A 14,804-nucleotide genomic window follows, 5' to 3' on the forward strand; every position below is an offset into this window, starting at 1 on the left:
CATTTCTGACATAGGCTGTGTTCTCAAGGAACGAGAGATTCGCCGCTCGCCGCGACGGACCACAGCCAAACAGTCTTTCAGGATGTTGATTTGAACAACGCGTTGAATAACCAACGGGTGGCTGCATGACTGCTTCCCTTGCCCGTCTCGAGCGCAAGCTCGGCTACACCTTCAAGGATCAGGAGCAGATGCTGCTGGCCCTGACCCACCGCAGCTACGCCGGGCGCAACAACGAGCGCCTGGAGTTCCTCGGTGATGCCATCCTCAACTTTGTCGCCGGCGAGGCGCTGTTCGAGCGCTTCCCGCAGGCCCGCGAAGGCCAGCTGTCGCGCCTGCGCGCCCGGCTGGTCAAGGGTGAGACCCTGGCTCGCCTGGCCCGTGGCTTCGACCTGGGCGATTACCTGCGCCTGGGCTCGGGTGAGCTCAAGAGCGGAGGCTTTCGCCGCGAGTCGATCCTGGCCGACGCCCTGGAGGCGCTGATCGGTGCCATCTACCTGGACGCGGACATGCAGACCGCGCGCGAGCGTGTCCTCGCCTGGCTGACTGACGAGTTCGAAGGGTTGACCCTGGTCGACACCAACAAAGACCCGAAAACCCGCCTGCAGGAGTTTCTGCAATCGCGCAGCTGCGAGCTGCCGCGCTACGAGGTGGTCGACATCCAGGGCGAACCGCACTGCCGCACGTTCTTCGTCGAATGCGAAGTGGTGCTGCTGAACAACAAGAGCCGTGGCCAAGGCGTCAGCCGGCGTATCGCCGAGCAGGTCGCCGCTGCTGCTGCATTGATCGCCCTGGGCGTGGAGAATGGCAATGACTGATAACAATCCGACCCGCTGCGGTTACGTGGCCATCGTCGGCCGCCCGAACGTGGGCAAGTCGACCTTGCTCAACCACATCCTCGGCCAGAAGCTGGCAATCACCTCGCGCAAGCCGCAGACCACCCGCCACAACATGCTCGGTATCAAGACCGAGGGTGACGTGCAGGCGATCTACGTCGACACCCCGGGCATGCACAAGGCCAACGACAAGGCCTTGAACCGCTACATGAACCGCAACGCCTCGGCAGCCCTGAAGGACGTCGACGTGGTGATCTTCGTGGTCGACCGCACCAAGTGGACCGATGAGGACCAGTTGGTGCTGGAGCGCGTGCAGTACGTGACCGGCCCGCTGATCATTGCCGTCAACAAGACCGACCGCATGGAAGAGAAGGCCGAGTTGATCCCGCACCTGCAGTGGCTGCAGGAACAGCTGCCGAACGCTGAAGTGATGCCGATTTCCGCGCAGCAGGGCCACAACCTGGAAGCGCTGGAAGCCCAGATTGCCAAGCACCTGCCGGAAAACGATCACTTCTTCCCGGAAGACCAGATCACCGACCGCAGCAGCCGTTTCCTCGCCGCCGAACTGGTACGCGAGAAGATCATGCGCCAGCTGGGTGCCGAGCTGCCGTACCAGATCACCGTGGAAATCGAAGAGTTCAAGCAGCAGGGCCATGTGCTGCACATCCATGCACTGATCCTGGTCGAGCGTGATGGCCAGAAGAAGATCATCATCGGTGACAAGGGCGAGCGCATCAAGCGCATTGGCTCTGAAGCGCGCAAGGACATGGAAGTGCTGTTCGACTCCAAGGTCATGCTCAACCTCTGGGTCAAGGTCAAGGGCGGCTGGTCCGACGACGAACGCGCCCTGCGTTCGCTGGGCTACGGCGACCTGTAATCAAGATTGTTGGGGCCGCTTTGCGGCCCATCGCAGGCAAGCCAGCTCCCACAGGGACTGCACATGACTTGAAGTCGATGCGGTCGGGGTGGGAGCTGGCTTGCCTGCGATGGGCTGCACAGCAGCCCCAACAAGCAGTATTACCGGGCGCAGGTAACGAGTGATCTTTATGGAACAGCCAGTCGGCCAGCCGGCCTACGTCCTGCACAGCCGTGCCTACAAGGAAACCAGCGCTCTGGTGGACTTCTTCACGCCACAGGGCCGCATGCGTGCGGTGCTGCGCCGTGCGCGCGGCAAGGGTGGCAGCCTGGTGCGGCCGTTCGTGCCGCTGGAAGTGGAGCTGTTCGGCAAAGGTGAGCTGAAAAACGTCAGGCGCCTGGACACTGTGGGCATTGCCGCGTGGCTCAATGGCGACGCGCTGTTCAGCGGCCTCTACCTCAATGAGCTGCTGATGCGCTTGTTGCCCGCCGAGGCACCGCAACCCGAATTGTTCGAGCATTACGCCCTGACCCTTCAGGCATTGGCGGCAGGAAGGCCGCTCGAACCCCTATTGCGCTCCTTCGAATGGCGGCTGCTGGAAGACCTGGGTTACACCTTTTCGCTCAGCCACGACATCAACGAAGACCCGATCGAAGCCGTCGGCCTGTACCGCCTGCGGGTCGACGCTGGCCTGGAGCGGGTGTACCTGGCCCAGCCTGGCCTGTTCAACGGCACCGAGCTGTTGGCCCTGGCCCAGGCCGACTGGGATGCCCCTGGCGCCTTGCTGGCCGCCAAGCGCCTGATGCGCCAGGCACTGGCGGTGCACCTGGGGGCAAAGCCGCTGGTCAGCCGGGAACTGTTTCGCAAGCGCTGAGCACGTCGTATGCTGTGTGGCTCAATCTTCAGGAGAGCCTTTCGTGACTCACAGCAACCGCATGCTTCTCGGCGTCAACATCGACCACGTGGCAACCCTGCGCCAGGCCCGCGGCACCCGCTATCCGGACCCGGTCAAGGCTGCGCTGGATGCCGAGGAAGCGGGCGCCGATGGCATCACCGTGCACCTGCGCGAAGACCGGCGGCATATCCAGGAGCGCGACGTGGTGCTGCTCAAGGACGTGCTGCAGACGCGCATGAACTTCGAAATGGGCGTCACTGAAGAGATGATGGCCTTCGCCGAGAAAATCCGCCCGGCGCATATCTGCCTGGTCCCCGAAACCCGTCAGGAGCTGACCACCGAGGGTGGCCTGGACGTGGCCGGCCAGGAGGCGCGGATCAAGGCGGCGGTTGAGCGCCTGTCGCGTACCGGTGCTGAAGTGTCGCTGTTCATCGATGCCGACGAGCGGCAGATCGAGGCTTCGCGCCGTGTCGGTGCCCCGGCCATCGAGTTGCACACCGGGCGTTATGCTGATGCCGAAACACCGACCGAAGTGGCCGAGGAGCTGCAGCGCATCGTCGATGGCGTGGCGTTTGGCGTGGGTCAGGGGCTGATCGTCAATGCCGGCCATGGCCTGCATTACCACAACGTCGAGGCAGTAGCGGCGATCAAGGGCATCAATGAACTGAACATCGGCCATGCCTTGGTTGCGCATGCGCTGTTCGTCGGTTTCAAGGCCGCTGTGGCCGAGATGAAGGCGTTGATCGTCGCGGCTTCGCGCTGATTCATCGGCTGCCTGTACTGGCCTCTTCGCGGGTACAGGCAGCCCTTTATTCCGCTTGAAACACCAGGGTGAACCGAGTGGGCCCTTCAAGCCTGCTGCGGACCTCGACCCGCCCCCCATGCAACTGCATGATCGACTTCACGATCGCCAACCCCAGCCCCGTCCCGCCCTCCAGCCGCGAACGCCCCGATCCCACCCGGTAAAAGCGCTCGAACAACTGCGGCCAATGTTCTTCGGCAATCCCCGGCCCCTGATTCTCCACCCACATCAGTACTTCGCTGCCTTGGCGCTCGACGCCCAGCCTCACCGCCTGTCCGTCTGGTCCGTGCCGTATGGCATTGCTCAACAGATTCGACAGCGCCCGCTGGAACATCAGCCGATCCACCAGCGCCGTCCCCCAGCCCTGCAGACGCAGCTCGATATCCTTCAGCTCGGCACTGAAGGCAAACAGCTCACTCACCTGCGCCGCTTCGTCCGCCAACGCCAGCGGCTTGAGCGCTACCTGCGCCTGGGGTTGGCTGACTTGGGCGAGGAACAGCATGTCGTTGATGATGCGGTTGAGCCGGGTCAGCTCCTCGATACTGTCTTCCAGTACTTCCCGGTAGTTTTCCGTGTCGCGCTCACGGGCCAGGGTGACCTGAGCTTTGCCCATCAGGTTGCTCAGCGGGGTCCGTAGCTCGTGGGCCAGGTCGTCGGAAAACTGCGACAGCTGGCGCACGCCTTGGTCCAGGCGATCGAGCATCACGTTGATACTGCGTGCCAGCTCCGCCAGCTCCTGCGGTAACCCGGTCGCGGGCAGCCGGTGTTGCAGGTCCTGGGCTGAGACCTGGCCGGCGATGCGGCGAAAGTGGCGCAGTGGCTGCAGGCCGCGTTGCACGAGCCACCAGGCGCCGGCGCCGATCAGCAGCAGCAACAGGGGCAGGGCCAGCAGCGTCGAGTGCAGGTAGGCTTGCAGCAGGGCATGGTCGTCGGCGCGGTTGAGCGACATCATCACCCGCACCGGGGTGTCGTCGCGCAGGCGCATCTGCCGGGTGACGGTGAGGATCTGTTTGCCGCTGCTGTCACGCCACTCGTGGTAGTTCAGCCGTGAATCGGTATGCAGTTCGCCTACCCGGGACTCAAGCGCAGGGCCGAGGCTGAGCAGGTGCGGGTGGCGGCCCTCAAGGGCCAGTACGCTGAGGCTGAGGTTGTCATGGCCCATCACCAGGTCGAGCAACGGATGGGCGCGGCTGCCAAGGTCTTCGCTGCGCAGGTCGACCCGCAGGTTGTGTTCCACCTGCAGCATCTTGCGCGCCAGGTCCTTGCGGGCGCGGCTGTCCAGTTCGTGGTCGAGGGCGAACACTGCCAGGCAGGCGAGCAGCAACACCAGGGCGGCGCCCATCAGGGTCACGCTTAGACCCAGCCGGAGTGACAGGCTGGCGTGCTTCACACGCGGGCCTCAAGTACGTAGCCGACACCGCGCAAGGTGTGGATCAGCTTGTCTTCGAACGGATCATCGATCTTCGCCCGCAGGCGGCGGATCGAAACCTCGACCACATTGGTGTCGCAATCGAAATTCATGTCCCACACCAGCGAGATGATCTGCGTGCGTGACAGCACCTCGCCGCTCTGGCGCATCAGCAGGTGGAGCAGGGCGAATTCCTTGGCGGTCAGGTCGATGCGTTTGCCAGCGCGGTAGGCGCGGTGGCGGCCTGGGTCCAGCTCAAGGTCTGCGACGCGCAGTGTGCTCGGTTGCAGTTGTTGATCGTTACGCCGCAGCAGGCTGCGAATACGGGCCAGCAACTCGGGGAATTCGAACGGTTTGAGCAGGTAGTCATCGGCGCCCAGGTCCAGGCCTTTGACCCGGTCTGACAGGCGACCATGGGCCGTCAGCATCATGATCCGCGTGGCCGATTCGGCGCGCAGGCGCTGCAGCACTGTCCAGCCGTCCAGCTCGGGCAGGTTGACGTCGAGGATGATCAGCTCGTAGGGCTGCTGGCGCGCCAGGTGCAGGCCATCGGTGCCAGTGTGGGCGCAATCGACTACATAGCCGTTTTCGCGCAGGCCTTGTTGCAGGTAGTCGGCGGTACGCAGTTCGTCCTCGATGATCAGTAGGCGCATGGGCGGGCTCGGTGTGCTGGAAAGGGCAGGATTCTCAAGCCTGTAGGGGCTTCAGGGTCAAGCCGCAGGATGTTACGGCATGCGAATGCCCCATCGGCCTAGATAACGGATTTGTAATCCTGGTGTTAACTGGCTGCCTGCCAAGGGCACATTGCAAGACTGTAATGTCCGCCTCACCTTGGCGTTAGCTGCCCCTGGGTAGGATTGCCCTGTCTGATCGGTTATCAACGAGGCAAGCACGATGAACCTGACCAAATACCTGCTCCTGGCGGCCCTCGCCCTGGGCAGCGCCAGCGCCTACGCCGAAGGCGGCGGCGAACGTTCCAAGCAGTTCTGGCAAGCATTCCGCCAGGACCAGGAGCGCCTGCACGGCGACAAGCAACAGGCCATCGCCGAGCGCGAGCGCAAGGCACAGGAGAAGGCCCGCGAGGTGGCCAAGGACTGAGGCAACAGCAGCTGTGCCGGCACTGCTCCCCGGCACAGGTGTGATTCGGGCGTCCGTAGGGACGCCCTTTTTATTTGCGCGCCAGCAAGGTGGCGCGGCGCGGGGCGGGCAGGCCTTCGATGGTCTTGCTGTGGTCGTTCGGGTCGAGGAAATCGCCCAGCGACTGGTAGCGCATCCATTCGGTACTGCGCTGTTCCTCGATGCTGGTGACGCTCACATCCACGCATCGCACGTCAGTGAAGCCGGCGCGGCGCAACCAGCGTTCCAGGGCCGGTACCGACGGCAGGTACCAGACGTTGCGCATCTGCGCGTAACGGTCTTCGGGCACCAGCACCTGGTTTTCGTCACCCTCGATCACCAGGGTTTCCAGCACCAGCTCGCCGCCTTTGACCAGGCAGTCCTTGAGCGCCAGCAAGTGCTCGATGGGTGAGCGGCGGTGGTAGAACACGCCCATGGAGAACACGGTGTCGAAGCCTTCAAGGTTGGCTGGCAGCTCTTCCAGGGCGAAGGGCAGGTGCCACGCGGGCAGTTCGGGCAGGTATTGCTGCACGGCCTGGAACTGGCAGAAGAACAGCCAGTTGGGATCGACGCCGATGACCATGTCGGCACCGGCACCGAGCATGCGCCACTGGTAGTAGCCGTTGCCGCAACCGACATCGAGCACGCGCTTGCCCTTGAGGTCGAGGTGCGGGCCGACCCGCGACCACTTCCAGTCCGAGCGCCATTCGGTGTCGACGTGCACGCCAAACAGGTCGAATGGCCCCTTGCGCCAGGGCGACAGGCCCATCAGCGCCTGGCGCATCTGCGCACGGGTGGCGTCATCACATGCGCAATCCAGGCGCAGGCCGTCAGTCAGGTCGATTTCGCTGGGCTGCAGGTTCGGCAGTGCGTCGAGCGCGCCGCGCCAGCGGTCGAGGTCGCCGTGGCCTTTTTCCAGCTTGGCTTGCAGTTGTGCTTGCAGGCCCTGGGACCAGGAAGCCAGGGGCGTGCCCGCCAGGCGGCGGACGAGGGGGGACAGATCGATCATGGCAGGGCTATCAGCGAGGCAAAGTTGAGGCATTGGAACCACGGCACCACCTTGGTGAAGCCGGCCGCGTGCAGGCGTTCTTTATGGGCTTGCAGGGTGTCGGGCTTCATCACGTTCTCGATGGCGCTGCGCTTCTGGGCGATTTCCAGTTCGCTGTAGCCATTGGCCCGCTTGAAGTCCAGGTGCAGTTCGTTGAGCAGGGTCTGCTCTTCGTCATCGGCGAAACGCAGTTTCTCCGAGAGGATCAGCGCGCCGCCGGGCAGCAGTGCCTGGCGGATCTGGCTGAGCAGCGCCAGGCGTTGTTCAGGGGCGATGAACTGCAAGGTGAAGTTCATTGCCACCACCGAAGCCGGTTCGAAGGGCAGGGTGAGGATGTCGGCTTCCAGCACGTCGACCGGCAGCAATTCCTGGAACATCGAGTCCTGGGCGGTGAGGTACTGGCGGCAACGCTCGACCATGGCGGCGGAATTGTCCACTGCGATCACCCGGCAGCCGTCGCTGCGTACATGGCGGCGCAGCGATTGGGTGACGGCACCCAGGGAGGCGCCCAGGTCATACAGCGCAGTGTTCGGCTGGGCGAAGCGCGCGGCCAGCACGCCGAGGTTTTCGACGATGGTCGGGTAACCGGGCACCGAGCGCTTGATCATGTCCGGGAACACGCGCACCACGTCTTCGTTGAACACGAAGTCGGGGACTTGCTCCAGAGGTTGGGCGAAAAGGCGGTCGGGTTGTTTGCTCACGGTGAATCCAGGCGGCTGGCAATATGCAGGGCCGGCATTCTAGCCAAACCGCGACGTGGATGCATGGTTGGCTGACCAGCGCTTTGCGTTTAGTTGACCCGGATGGCGCAATCGAAGGTCTGTACCGGGCGCACTTCCGGCGCCCAGGGCTGCTGGTAGACCAGGACCAGGTGGCCTTCACCGGCGGTGCGGGCCTGGTAGCGCCAGGTCGAGATGCCCGAGCTGCCGACGATACCGGCGTCCTCGGGGGCACTGTAGACCTCAGGGCCCAGGCTTTGCAGCACGTTGGATGCAGGGTTCTGTACCAGCCAGCGGTAGCCGGTGGTGGGGTTGCTGGGCAGGGTCAGGGTGAGGCTCTGGCCGACCTGCAGGCGCTTGGGGCATTCGCTTTCGGCGTCCAGTTCGACGGTCTGTTTTGGCTGCTGGGCGCAGGCAGCGAGCAGGGCGAGGCTCAGGGGAACGAGCAGACGAGATGCGGTCATGGTGGCTCCGGAGGCTGGCGATGGCCTGAGGATACCCGATGCTGGTGGGGTTTTGTGTTGTCAGTGCTGGCCTCATCGCGGGTTCACCCGCGATGAGGCCGGTGCAGGTCAGAACAGGACTTTGGCGACGTCGGAGAAGCGCTTGGCGAAATGCACGGTCAGGCCTTCACGCAGGTAGTCCGGCAGTTCTTCGAAGTCCCCGCGGTTCGGCTCCGGCAGGATCAGCTCGAAGATCTTCTGCCGCCGCGCCGCGATCACTTTCTCGCGCACGCCGCCAATCGGTAGTACCTGGCCGGTGAGGGTAAGCTCGCCAGTCATGGCCACGCCTTTTTTCGGCGCCTGGTCGCGGGCCAGCGACAGCAGCGCGCTGGCCATGGTCACCCCGGCACTGGGGCCATCTTTGGGCGTGGCGCCTTCGGGCACGTGCAAATGGATGAACGCTTCATTGAAATAGCCAGGTGTGCCACCGAACTGCTTCAGGTTCGAGCTGATGTAGCTGTAGGCGATCTCCGCCGATTCCTTCATCACGTCACCTAGCTGCCCGGTGAGTTTCAGCCCGCGGTTGAGGCTGTGGATGTGGGTGGCCTCGATCGGCAGGGTCGCACCGCCCATGCTGGTCCAGGCAAGGCCGGTGATCACGCCTTTGCCAGACAGCACCTGCTCGCTGCGGAACACCGGCATGCCCAGGGCGGCCTCGAGGTCCTTGTTGCCGATCTTGAGCTTGGCGTCCGGGGCTTCCAGCAGCTTGACCACGGCCTTGCGCACCAGCTTGCCCAGCTGTTTCTCCAGCTGGCGCACCCCGGCTTCACGGGCATAGCCCTCGATCACCGTGCGCAGGGCACTGTCACTGATGCTCAGGCTGGTCTTGGCCACGCCGGCCTTTTCCAGCTGCTTGGGCCACAGGTGGCGCTTGGCGATGGCCAGCTTCTCTTCGGTGATGTACCCGGACAGGCGGATCACTTCCATGCGGTCGAGCAGCGGCCCGGGGATCGAGTCGAGGGTGTTGGCGGTGCACACGAACAGCACCTTGGACAGGTCCAGGCGCAGGTCCAGGTAGTGGTCGAGGAAATCGACGTTCTGCTCGGGGTCGAGGGTTTCCAGCAACGCCGAGGCGGGGTCGCCCTGGTAGCTCTGGCCCATCTTGTCGATCTCGTCGAGCATGATCACCGGGTTCATCACTTCGACCTCCTTCAGCGCCTGCACCAGCTTGCCCGGCTGGGCGCCGATGTAGGTGCGGCGGTGGCCCTTGATTTCGGCCTCGTCGCGCATGCCGCCGACGCTGAAACGGTAGAACGGCCGGCCGAGGGATTCGGCGATGGACTTGCCGATGCTGGTCTTGCCCACCCCGGGCGGGCCCACCAGCAGCACGATCGAGCCGCTGATCTCGCCTTTCCAGGCACCGACGGCGAGGAATTCGAGGATACGTTCCTTGATGTCGTCCAGGCCGGCGTGGTGCTGGTCGAGCACTTTGCGCGCATGCTTGAGGTCGAGTTTGTCCTTGCCGTATACCCCCCAGGGGAGGGCGGTGGCCCACTCCAGGTAATTACGGGTGACAGCGTATTCGGGCGAACCGGTCTCGAGGATGGCCAGCTTGCCCATTTCTTCGTCGATGCGCTTTTGCGCCTGCTTGGGCAGGGTCTTGCCGGCAAGGCGCTGCTCGAACTGTTCGAGGTCGGCGCTGCGGTCGTCCTTGGTCAGGCCCAGCTCCTGCTGGATGACCTTGAGCTGTTCCTTGAGGAAGAACTCGCGCTGGTGCTCGCCGATCTGCCGGTTGACCTCGGCGGAAATCTCGTTCTGCAGGCGCGCGACCTCGACCTCCTTGCGCAGCATCGGCAGGACCTTCTCCATGCGCTTGAGCATGGGCACGCAGTCGAGCACTTCCTGCAGCTGATTACCGGTGGCGGAGGTAAGCGCGGCGGCGAAGTCGGTGAGGGGCGACGGGTCGTTGGGGCTGAAGCGGTTGAGGTAGTTCTTGAGCTCTTCGCTGTACAACGGGTTGAGCGGCAGCAGCTCCTTGATCGCGTTGATCAGCGCCATGCCGTAGGCCTTGACCTCGTCGGTCGGCTCGGCCGGCTGGCGCGGGTATTCGACTTCGACCAGATACGGTGGGCGATGGTGCTTGAGCCAGGTGCGGATGCGCACCCGGGTCAGGCCCTGGGCAACGAACTGCAACTTGCCGTTTTCACGGCTGGCGTGATGAACCTTGACCAGGGTGCCGTACTCCGGCAGGGCCGAGGTGTCGAAATGGCGGTGGTCTTCCGGCGGGCTGTCCATGAAGAACAGAGCCAGCGAGTGATGTTCGGTCTTGGCCACCAGGTCGAGGGTTTCGGCCCAGGGCTCTTCGTTGACGATTACCGGCAGCACTTGCGCGGGGAAGAACGGGCGGTTGTGGATCGGGATCACGTAGACCTTGTCCGGCAACTGCTGGCCGGGCAGGGCGAGGGCGTGGCCGTGGCCGGTGTTGGCCTGGGTGTCAGGCTGTTCGATTGCGCTGTGTTCGTCGGGTTGTTCCGGGAAATCCTGCTGGTCGCTCATGGGGCACCTGCGTGAATGACTATGGTGCTTAGATGGGGCGCGGGTGGATGGGTTTCAATGGTAGACGAAGGGCGCAGGGGGAGGGTTTCATCTTTGTTGGCCTGTACCGGCGGCATCGCCGGTACAGGTAAATGAGCCCCTGAGCGGGGCTCGATGGCGTTACTCAGCCAATTTGTAAGCGATGATGTAATCGCCCATTTTGGTGCCCAGCGAGCCATGGCCGCCGGCGACGATCAACACGTACTGCTTGCCGTCCTTGCCGGTATAGGTCATCGGCGTGGCCTGGCCACCCGCTGGCAGGCGGGCCTTCCACAGTTCCTTGCCGTTGTTCACGTCATAGGCGCGCAGGTACTGGTCGAGGGTGCCGCTGAGGAAGCCGACGCCACCGGCGGTGACGATCGAACCGCCCATGCTCGGTACGCCCACCGGCATGCCGATCGGCACCGGGGTGCTGTCGCGGGTAGTGCCGTTCTTGCGCTTCCATACCACCTTGTTGGTGAACAGGTCGATGGCTGCCACATAACCCCAGGCGGGTGCCTGGCAGGGGATGCCGATCGGCGACATGAACGGATGCATGGTCACTGCGTAGGGCGCGCCGGTGTTCGGCTGTACACCGCTGGTCTCGCTCTCGCGCTTGCTGCCGGCGGCCACCTGCTCACGCGGCACCATCTTCGACACGAAGGCCATGTAGTTGGGCGAGGTGAACAGCAGCTGGCGCACCGGGTCGACCGACACGCCGCCCCAGTTGAACACGCCGACGTTGCCCGGGTAGATCAGGCTGCCCTGTTCGGACGGCGGGGTGTACTGGCCCTCGTAGCGCAGCTCGCGGAACTGGATGCGGCAGAGCATCTGGTCGAACGGCGTGGCACCCCACATGGCCTGTTCGGTCAGCTCAGGGCCCAGCAGGTTGAGGTCGGAGCGGGCCTGGGTCGGTGCGGTGTGGTCACCCTTGACCGCGCCCTGCGGCACCGGGATCTCGCGAATCGGCACGATCGGTGTGCCGTCGCGGCGGTCGAGCACGTACAGGCTGCCCTGCTTGGTCGGCACAATGATCGCCGGCTTCACCTCGTCCTTGGTCTTCAGGTGCACCAGGGTCGGCTGGCTACCGACGTCCATGTCCCACAGGTCGTGGTGGGTGAACTGGTAGTTCCAGCGGGCCTTGCCGGTGGCCAGGTCGAGGGCGACCACGCCGGCGCTGTACTTCTCGGCGCCTGGGGTGCGGTCGGCGCCCCACTGGTCAGGGGTCTGGTTGCCCAGCGGCAGGTAGACCATGCCTAAGTCTTCGTCGACGCTGGCCAGCGACCACATGTTGGCCGAGTTGCGGCTGTACATCTTGCCCGCGGCGAGCGGTTTGGTGTCGTCCGGGTTGTTGCTGTCCCAGTTCCACACCAGGCGGCCGTCGTGCACGTCGTAGGCGCGGATCACGCCGGACGGTTCGTTGGTCGACTCGTTGTCAGTGACATGGCCACCGATGATCACCAGGCTGCGGGTGATCGCCACGGGCGAGGTGGAGTAGTAGCCGCCTGCGGTGAACGGGCCGATGCCGGTGGTCAGGTCGATCGCGCCCTGGTTGGCGAAACCTTCGCAGACCTTGCCGTTGTCGGCGTTGATGGCGATCAGGCGGGCGTCGGCGGTCGGCAGGTAGAGGCGGCGTGGGCAGGCCTGGGCCACGGCCTGGCCGGCGTCGGACACCTTCGGTGCCGGGCTGCCGTCACGGCTGACGTAGCTGTTCTCGTCATAGTACGAGACGCCGCGGCAGGTCATGTGGGCGAAGCCCTTGAACGTGCCGACCGGGGTTTTGATCTGTGGGTCATAGCGCCAGATTTCGGCGCCGGTGTCCGGGTCCAGGGCCAGCACCTTGCTGTGGGCGGTGCAGGCATAGAGCATGCCGTTGGCCTTCAGCGGGGTGTTTTCGTTGGTCAGTTCGACCGGGTCGTTGTCGGTCGGCAGGTCGCCGGTGCGGATGCGCCAGGCTTCTTCCAGGCGGTAGGCGTTCTGCGGGGTGATCTGGCGCAGCGGCGAATAGCGGTCGCCGTGCTCGGTGCGGCCATAGGCCTGCCAGTCGCCATCCGGCATGGCCGGTGCGGCGCTGCCCATTTCGCTGTTGTCGCGGCCGAGTTCGCCAAACACTTCACCCGGGTGGGTGAACTGGCTGCCCAAGGCACAGGCGCCCGAAGCCAGCACGGCAACGCTCAGCAGCGCGGTGTTGGCCCTGGCTGCAGGGCCGGTCAGCGGGCGACGGGCCCACGGCAGTAGCAACACCACGCCGATGGCGAACCAGATGGCCAGGCGCGGCACCAGTTGCCACCAGTCCAGGCCCACTTCCAGCATCGCCCACACCGTACTGCCCAGCAGCACCAGGCCATAAAGGCCCAGGGCGAGGCGGCGCTTGGCCAGCAGCAGAGCGCCCGACAGGGCAAAGCCGATACCGGCAATCAGGTAGTACAGCGAGCCGCCCAGCTGGCTCAACTTGATGCCGCCGGCCAGCAGGGCCAGGCCCATCAGCAACAGCAACACGCCCATCAGGCGTGGCAGCCAGCGGGTTCCTTGGTTGGCACCGTCAGTGCTCATCGTAGGTTCTCCCTTTTTTGAAGGTAGTCAGTGTGAAGGTGGTCAGAACGTGCTTTGAATCTTCAGGCCGCCGATCAGCGCGCTGTCAACCTGCGACACCCCGCCCGGATGGCGGATGTACTGCAGGTTCGGGCGCACCGTGAGCCAGTCGGCCAGGTGAATGCCGTAATAGAGTTCGGCGCTGTACTCGGTGTCTTGCACCGGCAGGTAGCCCGGGTTGTCGTAGTCGTCGAGGCCGGCCACCTGATTGGCCAGGCGGGCATTCTTGCGGTAGGCCGGGTTGGCGTGCACGCGGGCGACGGCGAAGCCGATGTCGTCCTTGGCACGGGCGTCGAAGGGGCCCTTGTAAACCAGTCCAGCCTGAACATAGTTGTCGATGACATTGGTCTTCTTGTCGTGCACCGTGGCGTTGGCGAAAAGGCTCAGGCCGCGCGACTGGTCGGTGGCCTGCGAGGTGACCTGCTGCTGGGCCCCGAGCCACAAGCCGTGCTTGCTCGAACTGCTACGGTAGGCGGCGCCGCTGAGGGCGGCCGGCTGGCCGTTGCTGTCCTTGAGAACATCCTGTGCCTTGGCATTACTGTAGTAGTAGCCGGCGCGATATTCCCCTTTCAGGCCATTCAGGCGTGGGCTCCATACCAGTTCAACCGGCATTACCGCGCCTTGGGTGCCGCTGCCGCTGAGCTTGAAGCCGTTGCCCGATTCGAGGTTGGACGGGTTCTGCTCATACACGCCTACCTGGGCGTACAGCTCTGGGTTGAGGTTGTAGCGCACGCGCATGGCCCACTGGCTGACCGGCCAGTTGTACCAGATGCCGCCGACCCAGTTGCCCACCTGCGAGCCGCAGAAGGCCAGGTTCTGGAAGTCGCAAGGGAAGCTGTTGAAATCCTCGCCTTCGCCGAAACGGCCGACTTTCACGTCCAGGGCGCCGTCGAAGTATTGCTGCTTGATCCACATTTGCGTCAGCCGCCAGGTTTCGCCACGGCCCCAGACCTCCTGGGCCGAAGTGAAGCCGCCGACCCGCGGGTCGTTGATACGGTCGTTGCTGATGTTGTCGCCGTGGCGTTCGGTGATAGTCAGCTGGAACTCGGTGTCGTTCCAGCCGAGGATCTTCTCCAGGTCCAGGTGGCTGCCAAAGGTGAACTGGTCGCTGTAGCGTGCCGTGCGGTCGTGGTCGTAGCCGCCGTGCAGGTTGCTGCCCATCTCGCCGGTGTAGCCGAGGGTGAAGTCGTAGCCTTTTTCCAGCAGCTCGGTGCGGCTGCCGCCCCAGTCGCCGAACATCCAGGGGGAGTCCTTGGCGAAGGGTTCGCTGGCGCTGGCCGTGCCTGGCAGGCTGGCGGTAAAGGCGATGAGGGCAAAACTGGTGTAGCGGGTTTTGGGCAGCTGGAACATGAGATAGCGCTATCTTTTGATTATTGAGCAAATGGCAAGCGCACCGATGAGCGGGCTCTTCGATGGAAAAGGCAATTGGGAATGCTGGATGAAGCGATTCAGCTTGCGGCGGGGAGAATATAGGGGAAGTTGTAAGAAAAAAAGACAAATTGTCGCAGTTGATTGTTG

General features: G+C 64.1%; 13 protein-coding genes. 5 read left to right on the forward strand and 8 right to left on the reverse strand.

The window, feature by feature from the left end; genetic code table 11:
- Positions 1–125: 125 nt before the first annotated feature.
- The 4 genes from rnc (at position 126) to pdxJ (ending at position 3,347) form a co-directional block, all read left to right on the forward strand.
- A complete protein-coding gene (gene rnc, locus ABE528_RS08160) occupies positions 126–815 on the forward strand; it encodes a ribonuclease III (protein ID WP_060508426.1) in 690 nt (229 codons plus the stop codon).
- Positions 808–1,710: a GTPase Era gene (gene era, locus ABE528_RS08165; RefSeq protein ID WP_016498176.1), complete on the forward strand. Its 903-nt coding sequence runs from the start codon at positions 808–810 to the stop codon at positions 1,708–1,710. Before rnc ends, era begins: the two co-directional genes overlap by 8 nt.
- Positions 1,711–1,879: 169 nt before the next feature.
- Positions 1,880–2,563, forward strand: a complete 684-nt coding sequence (gene recO / locus ABE528_RS08170) for a DNA repair protein RecO (protein WP_152954570.1) — start codon at positions 1,880–1,882, stop codon at positions 2,561–2,563.
- Positions 2,564–2,606: 43 nt separating this feature from the next.
- The gene (gene pdxJ, locus ABE528_RS08175) at positions 2,607–3,347 is read left to right on the forward strand and encodes a pyridoxine 5'-phosphate synthase (RefSeq protein ID WP_027917871.1); all 741 of its coding nucleotides are present in this window, start codon (positions 2,607–2,609) and stop codon (positions 3,345–3,347) included.
- Positions 3,348–3,393: 46 nt separating this feature from the next.
- Here the strand turns inward: pdxJ and ABE528_RS08180 are convergent, their stop codons facing one another.
- Positions 3,394–4,776, reverse strand: coding sequence for a heavy metal sensor histidine kinase (locus ABE528_RS08180; protein ID WP_346652636.1), 1,383 nt, complete (start codon positions 4,774–4,776; stop codon positions 3,394–3,396).
- Positions 4,773–5,447, reverse strand: a complete 675-nt coding sequence (locus tag ABE528_RS08185; RefSeq protein ID WP_054884998.1) for a heavy metal response regulator transcription factor — start codon at positions 5,445–5,447, stop codon at positions 4,773–4,775. The genes ABE528_RS08180 and ABE528_RS08185 overlap by 4 nt, the downstream gene beginning before the upstream one ends.
- 241 nt (positions 5,448–5,688) lie before the next feature.
- On the opposite strand from ABE528_RS08185, the gene ABE528_RS08190 reads away from it, so the two are divergent.
- Complete coding sequence (locus tag ABE528_RS08190; protein ID WP_152954567.1) at positions 5,689–5,892, forward strand: hypothetical protein; 204 nt, start codon at positions 5,689–5,691, stop codon at positions 5,890–5,892.
- A gap of 70 nt (positions 5,893–5,962) precedes the next feature.
- Here ABE528_RS08190 and cmoB read toward each other — a convergent pair whose 3' ends face one another.
- The 6 genes from cmoB to ABE528_RS08220 all read right to left on the reverse strand — a co-directional run bounded on the left by cmoB (position 5,963) and on the right by ABE528_RS08220 (position 14,636).
- Positions 5,963–6,919 (reverse strand): tRNA 5-methoxyuridine(34)/uridine 5-oxyacetic acid(34) synthase CmoB, encoded by a 957-nt coding sequence (gene cmoB / locus ABE528_RS08195; protein ID WP_152954565.1) that lies wholly within the window; start codon positions 6,917–6,919, stop codon positions 5,963–5,965.
- Positions 6,916–7,659, reverse strand: a complete 744-nt coding sequence (cmoA, locus tag ABE528_RS08200) for a carboxy-S-adenosyl-L-methionine synthase CmoA (protein WP_346652637.1) — start codon at positions 7,657–7,659, stop codon at positions 6,916–6,918. The genes cmoB and cmoA overlap by 4 nt, the downstream gene beginning before the upstream one ends.
- A gap of 89 nt (positions 7,660–7,748) precedes the next feature.
- Entirely contained in the window at positions 7,749–8,141 is a 393-nt protein-coding gene (locus tag ABE528_RS08205; protein WP_103449375.1) for a protease inhibitor I42 family protein, read from the reverse strand.
- A 108-nt stretch (positions 8,142–8,249) separates the two neighbouring features.
- Complete coding sequence (lon, locus tag ABE528_RS08210) at positions 8,250–10,676, reverse strand: endopeptidase La (RefSeq protein WP_346652638.1); 2,427 nt, start codon at positions 10,674–10,676, stop codon at positions 8,250–8,252.
- 159 nt (positions 10,677–10,835) lie between these two features.
- Positions 10,836–13,247 (reverse strand): glucose/quinate/shikimate family membrane-bound PQQ-dependent dehydrogenase, encoded by a 2,412-nt coding sequence (locus ABE528_RS08215; RefSeq protein WP_346652639.1) that lies wholly within the window; start codon positions 13,245–13,247, stop codon positions 10,836–10,838.
- 42 nt (positions 13,248–13,289) lie between these two features.
- A complete protein-coding gene (locus ABE528_RS08220) occupies positions 13,290–14,636 on the reverse strand; it encodes a carbohydrate porin (protein WP_346652640.1) in 1,347 nt (448 codons plus the stop codon).
- Positions 14,637–14,804 lie beyond the last annotated feature (168 nt).

The sequence above is a fragment of the Pseudomonas sp. TWI628 genome (assembly GCF_039673865.1).
Lineage (GTDB): Bacteria > Pseudomonadota > Gammaproteobacteria > Pseudomonadales > Pseudomonadaceae > Aquipseudomonas.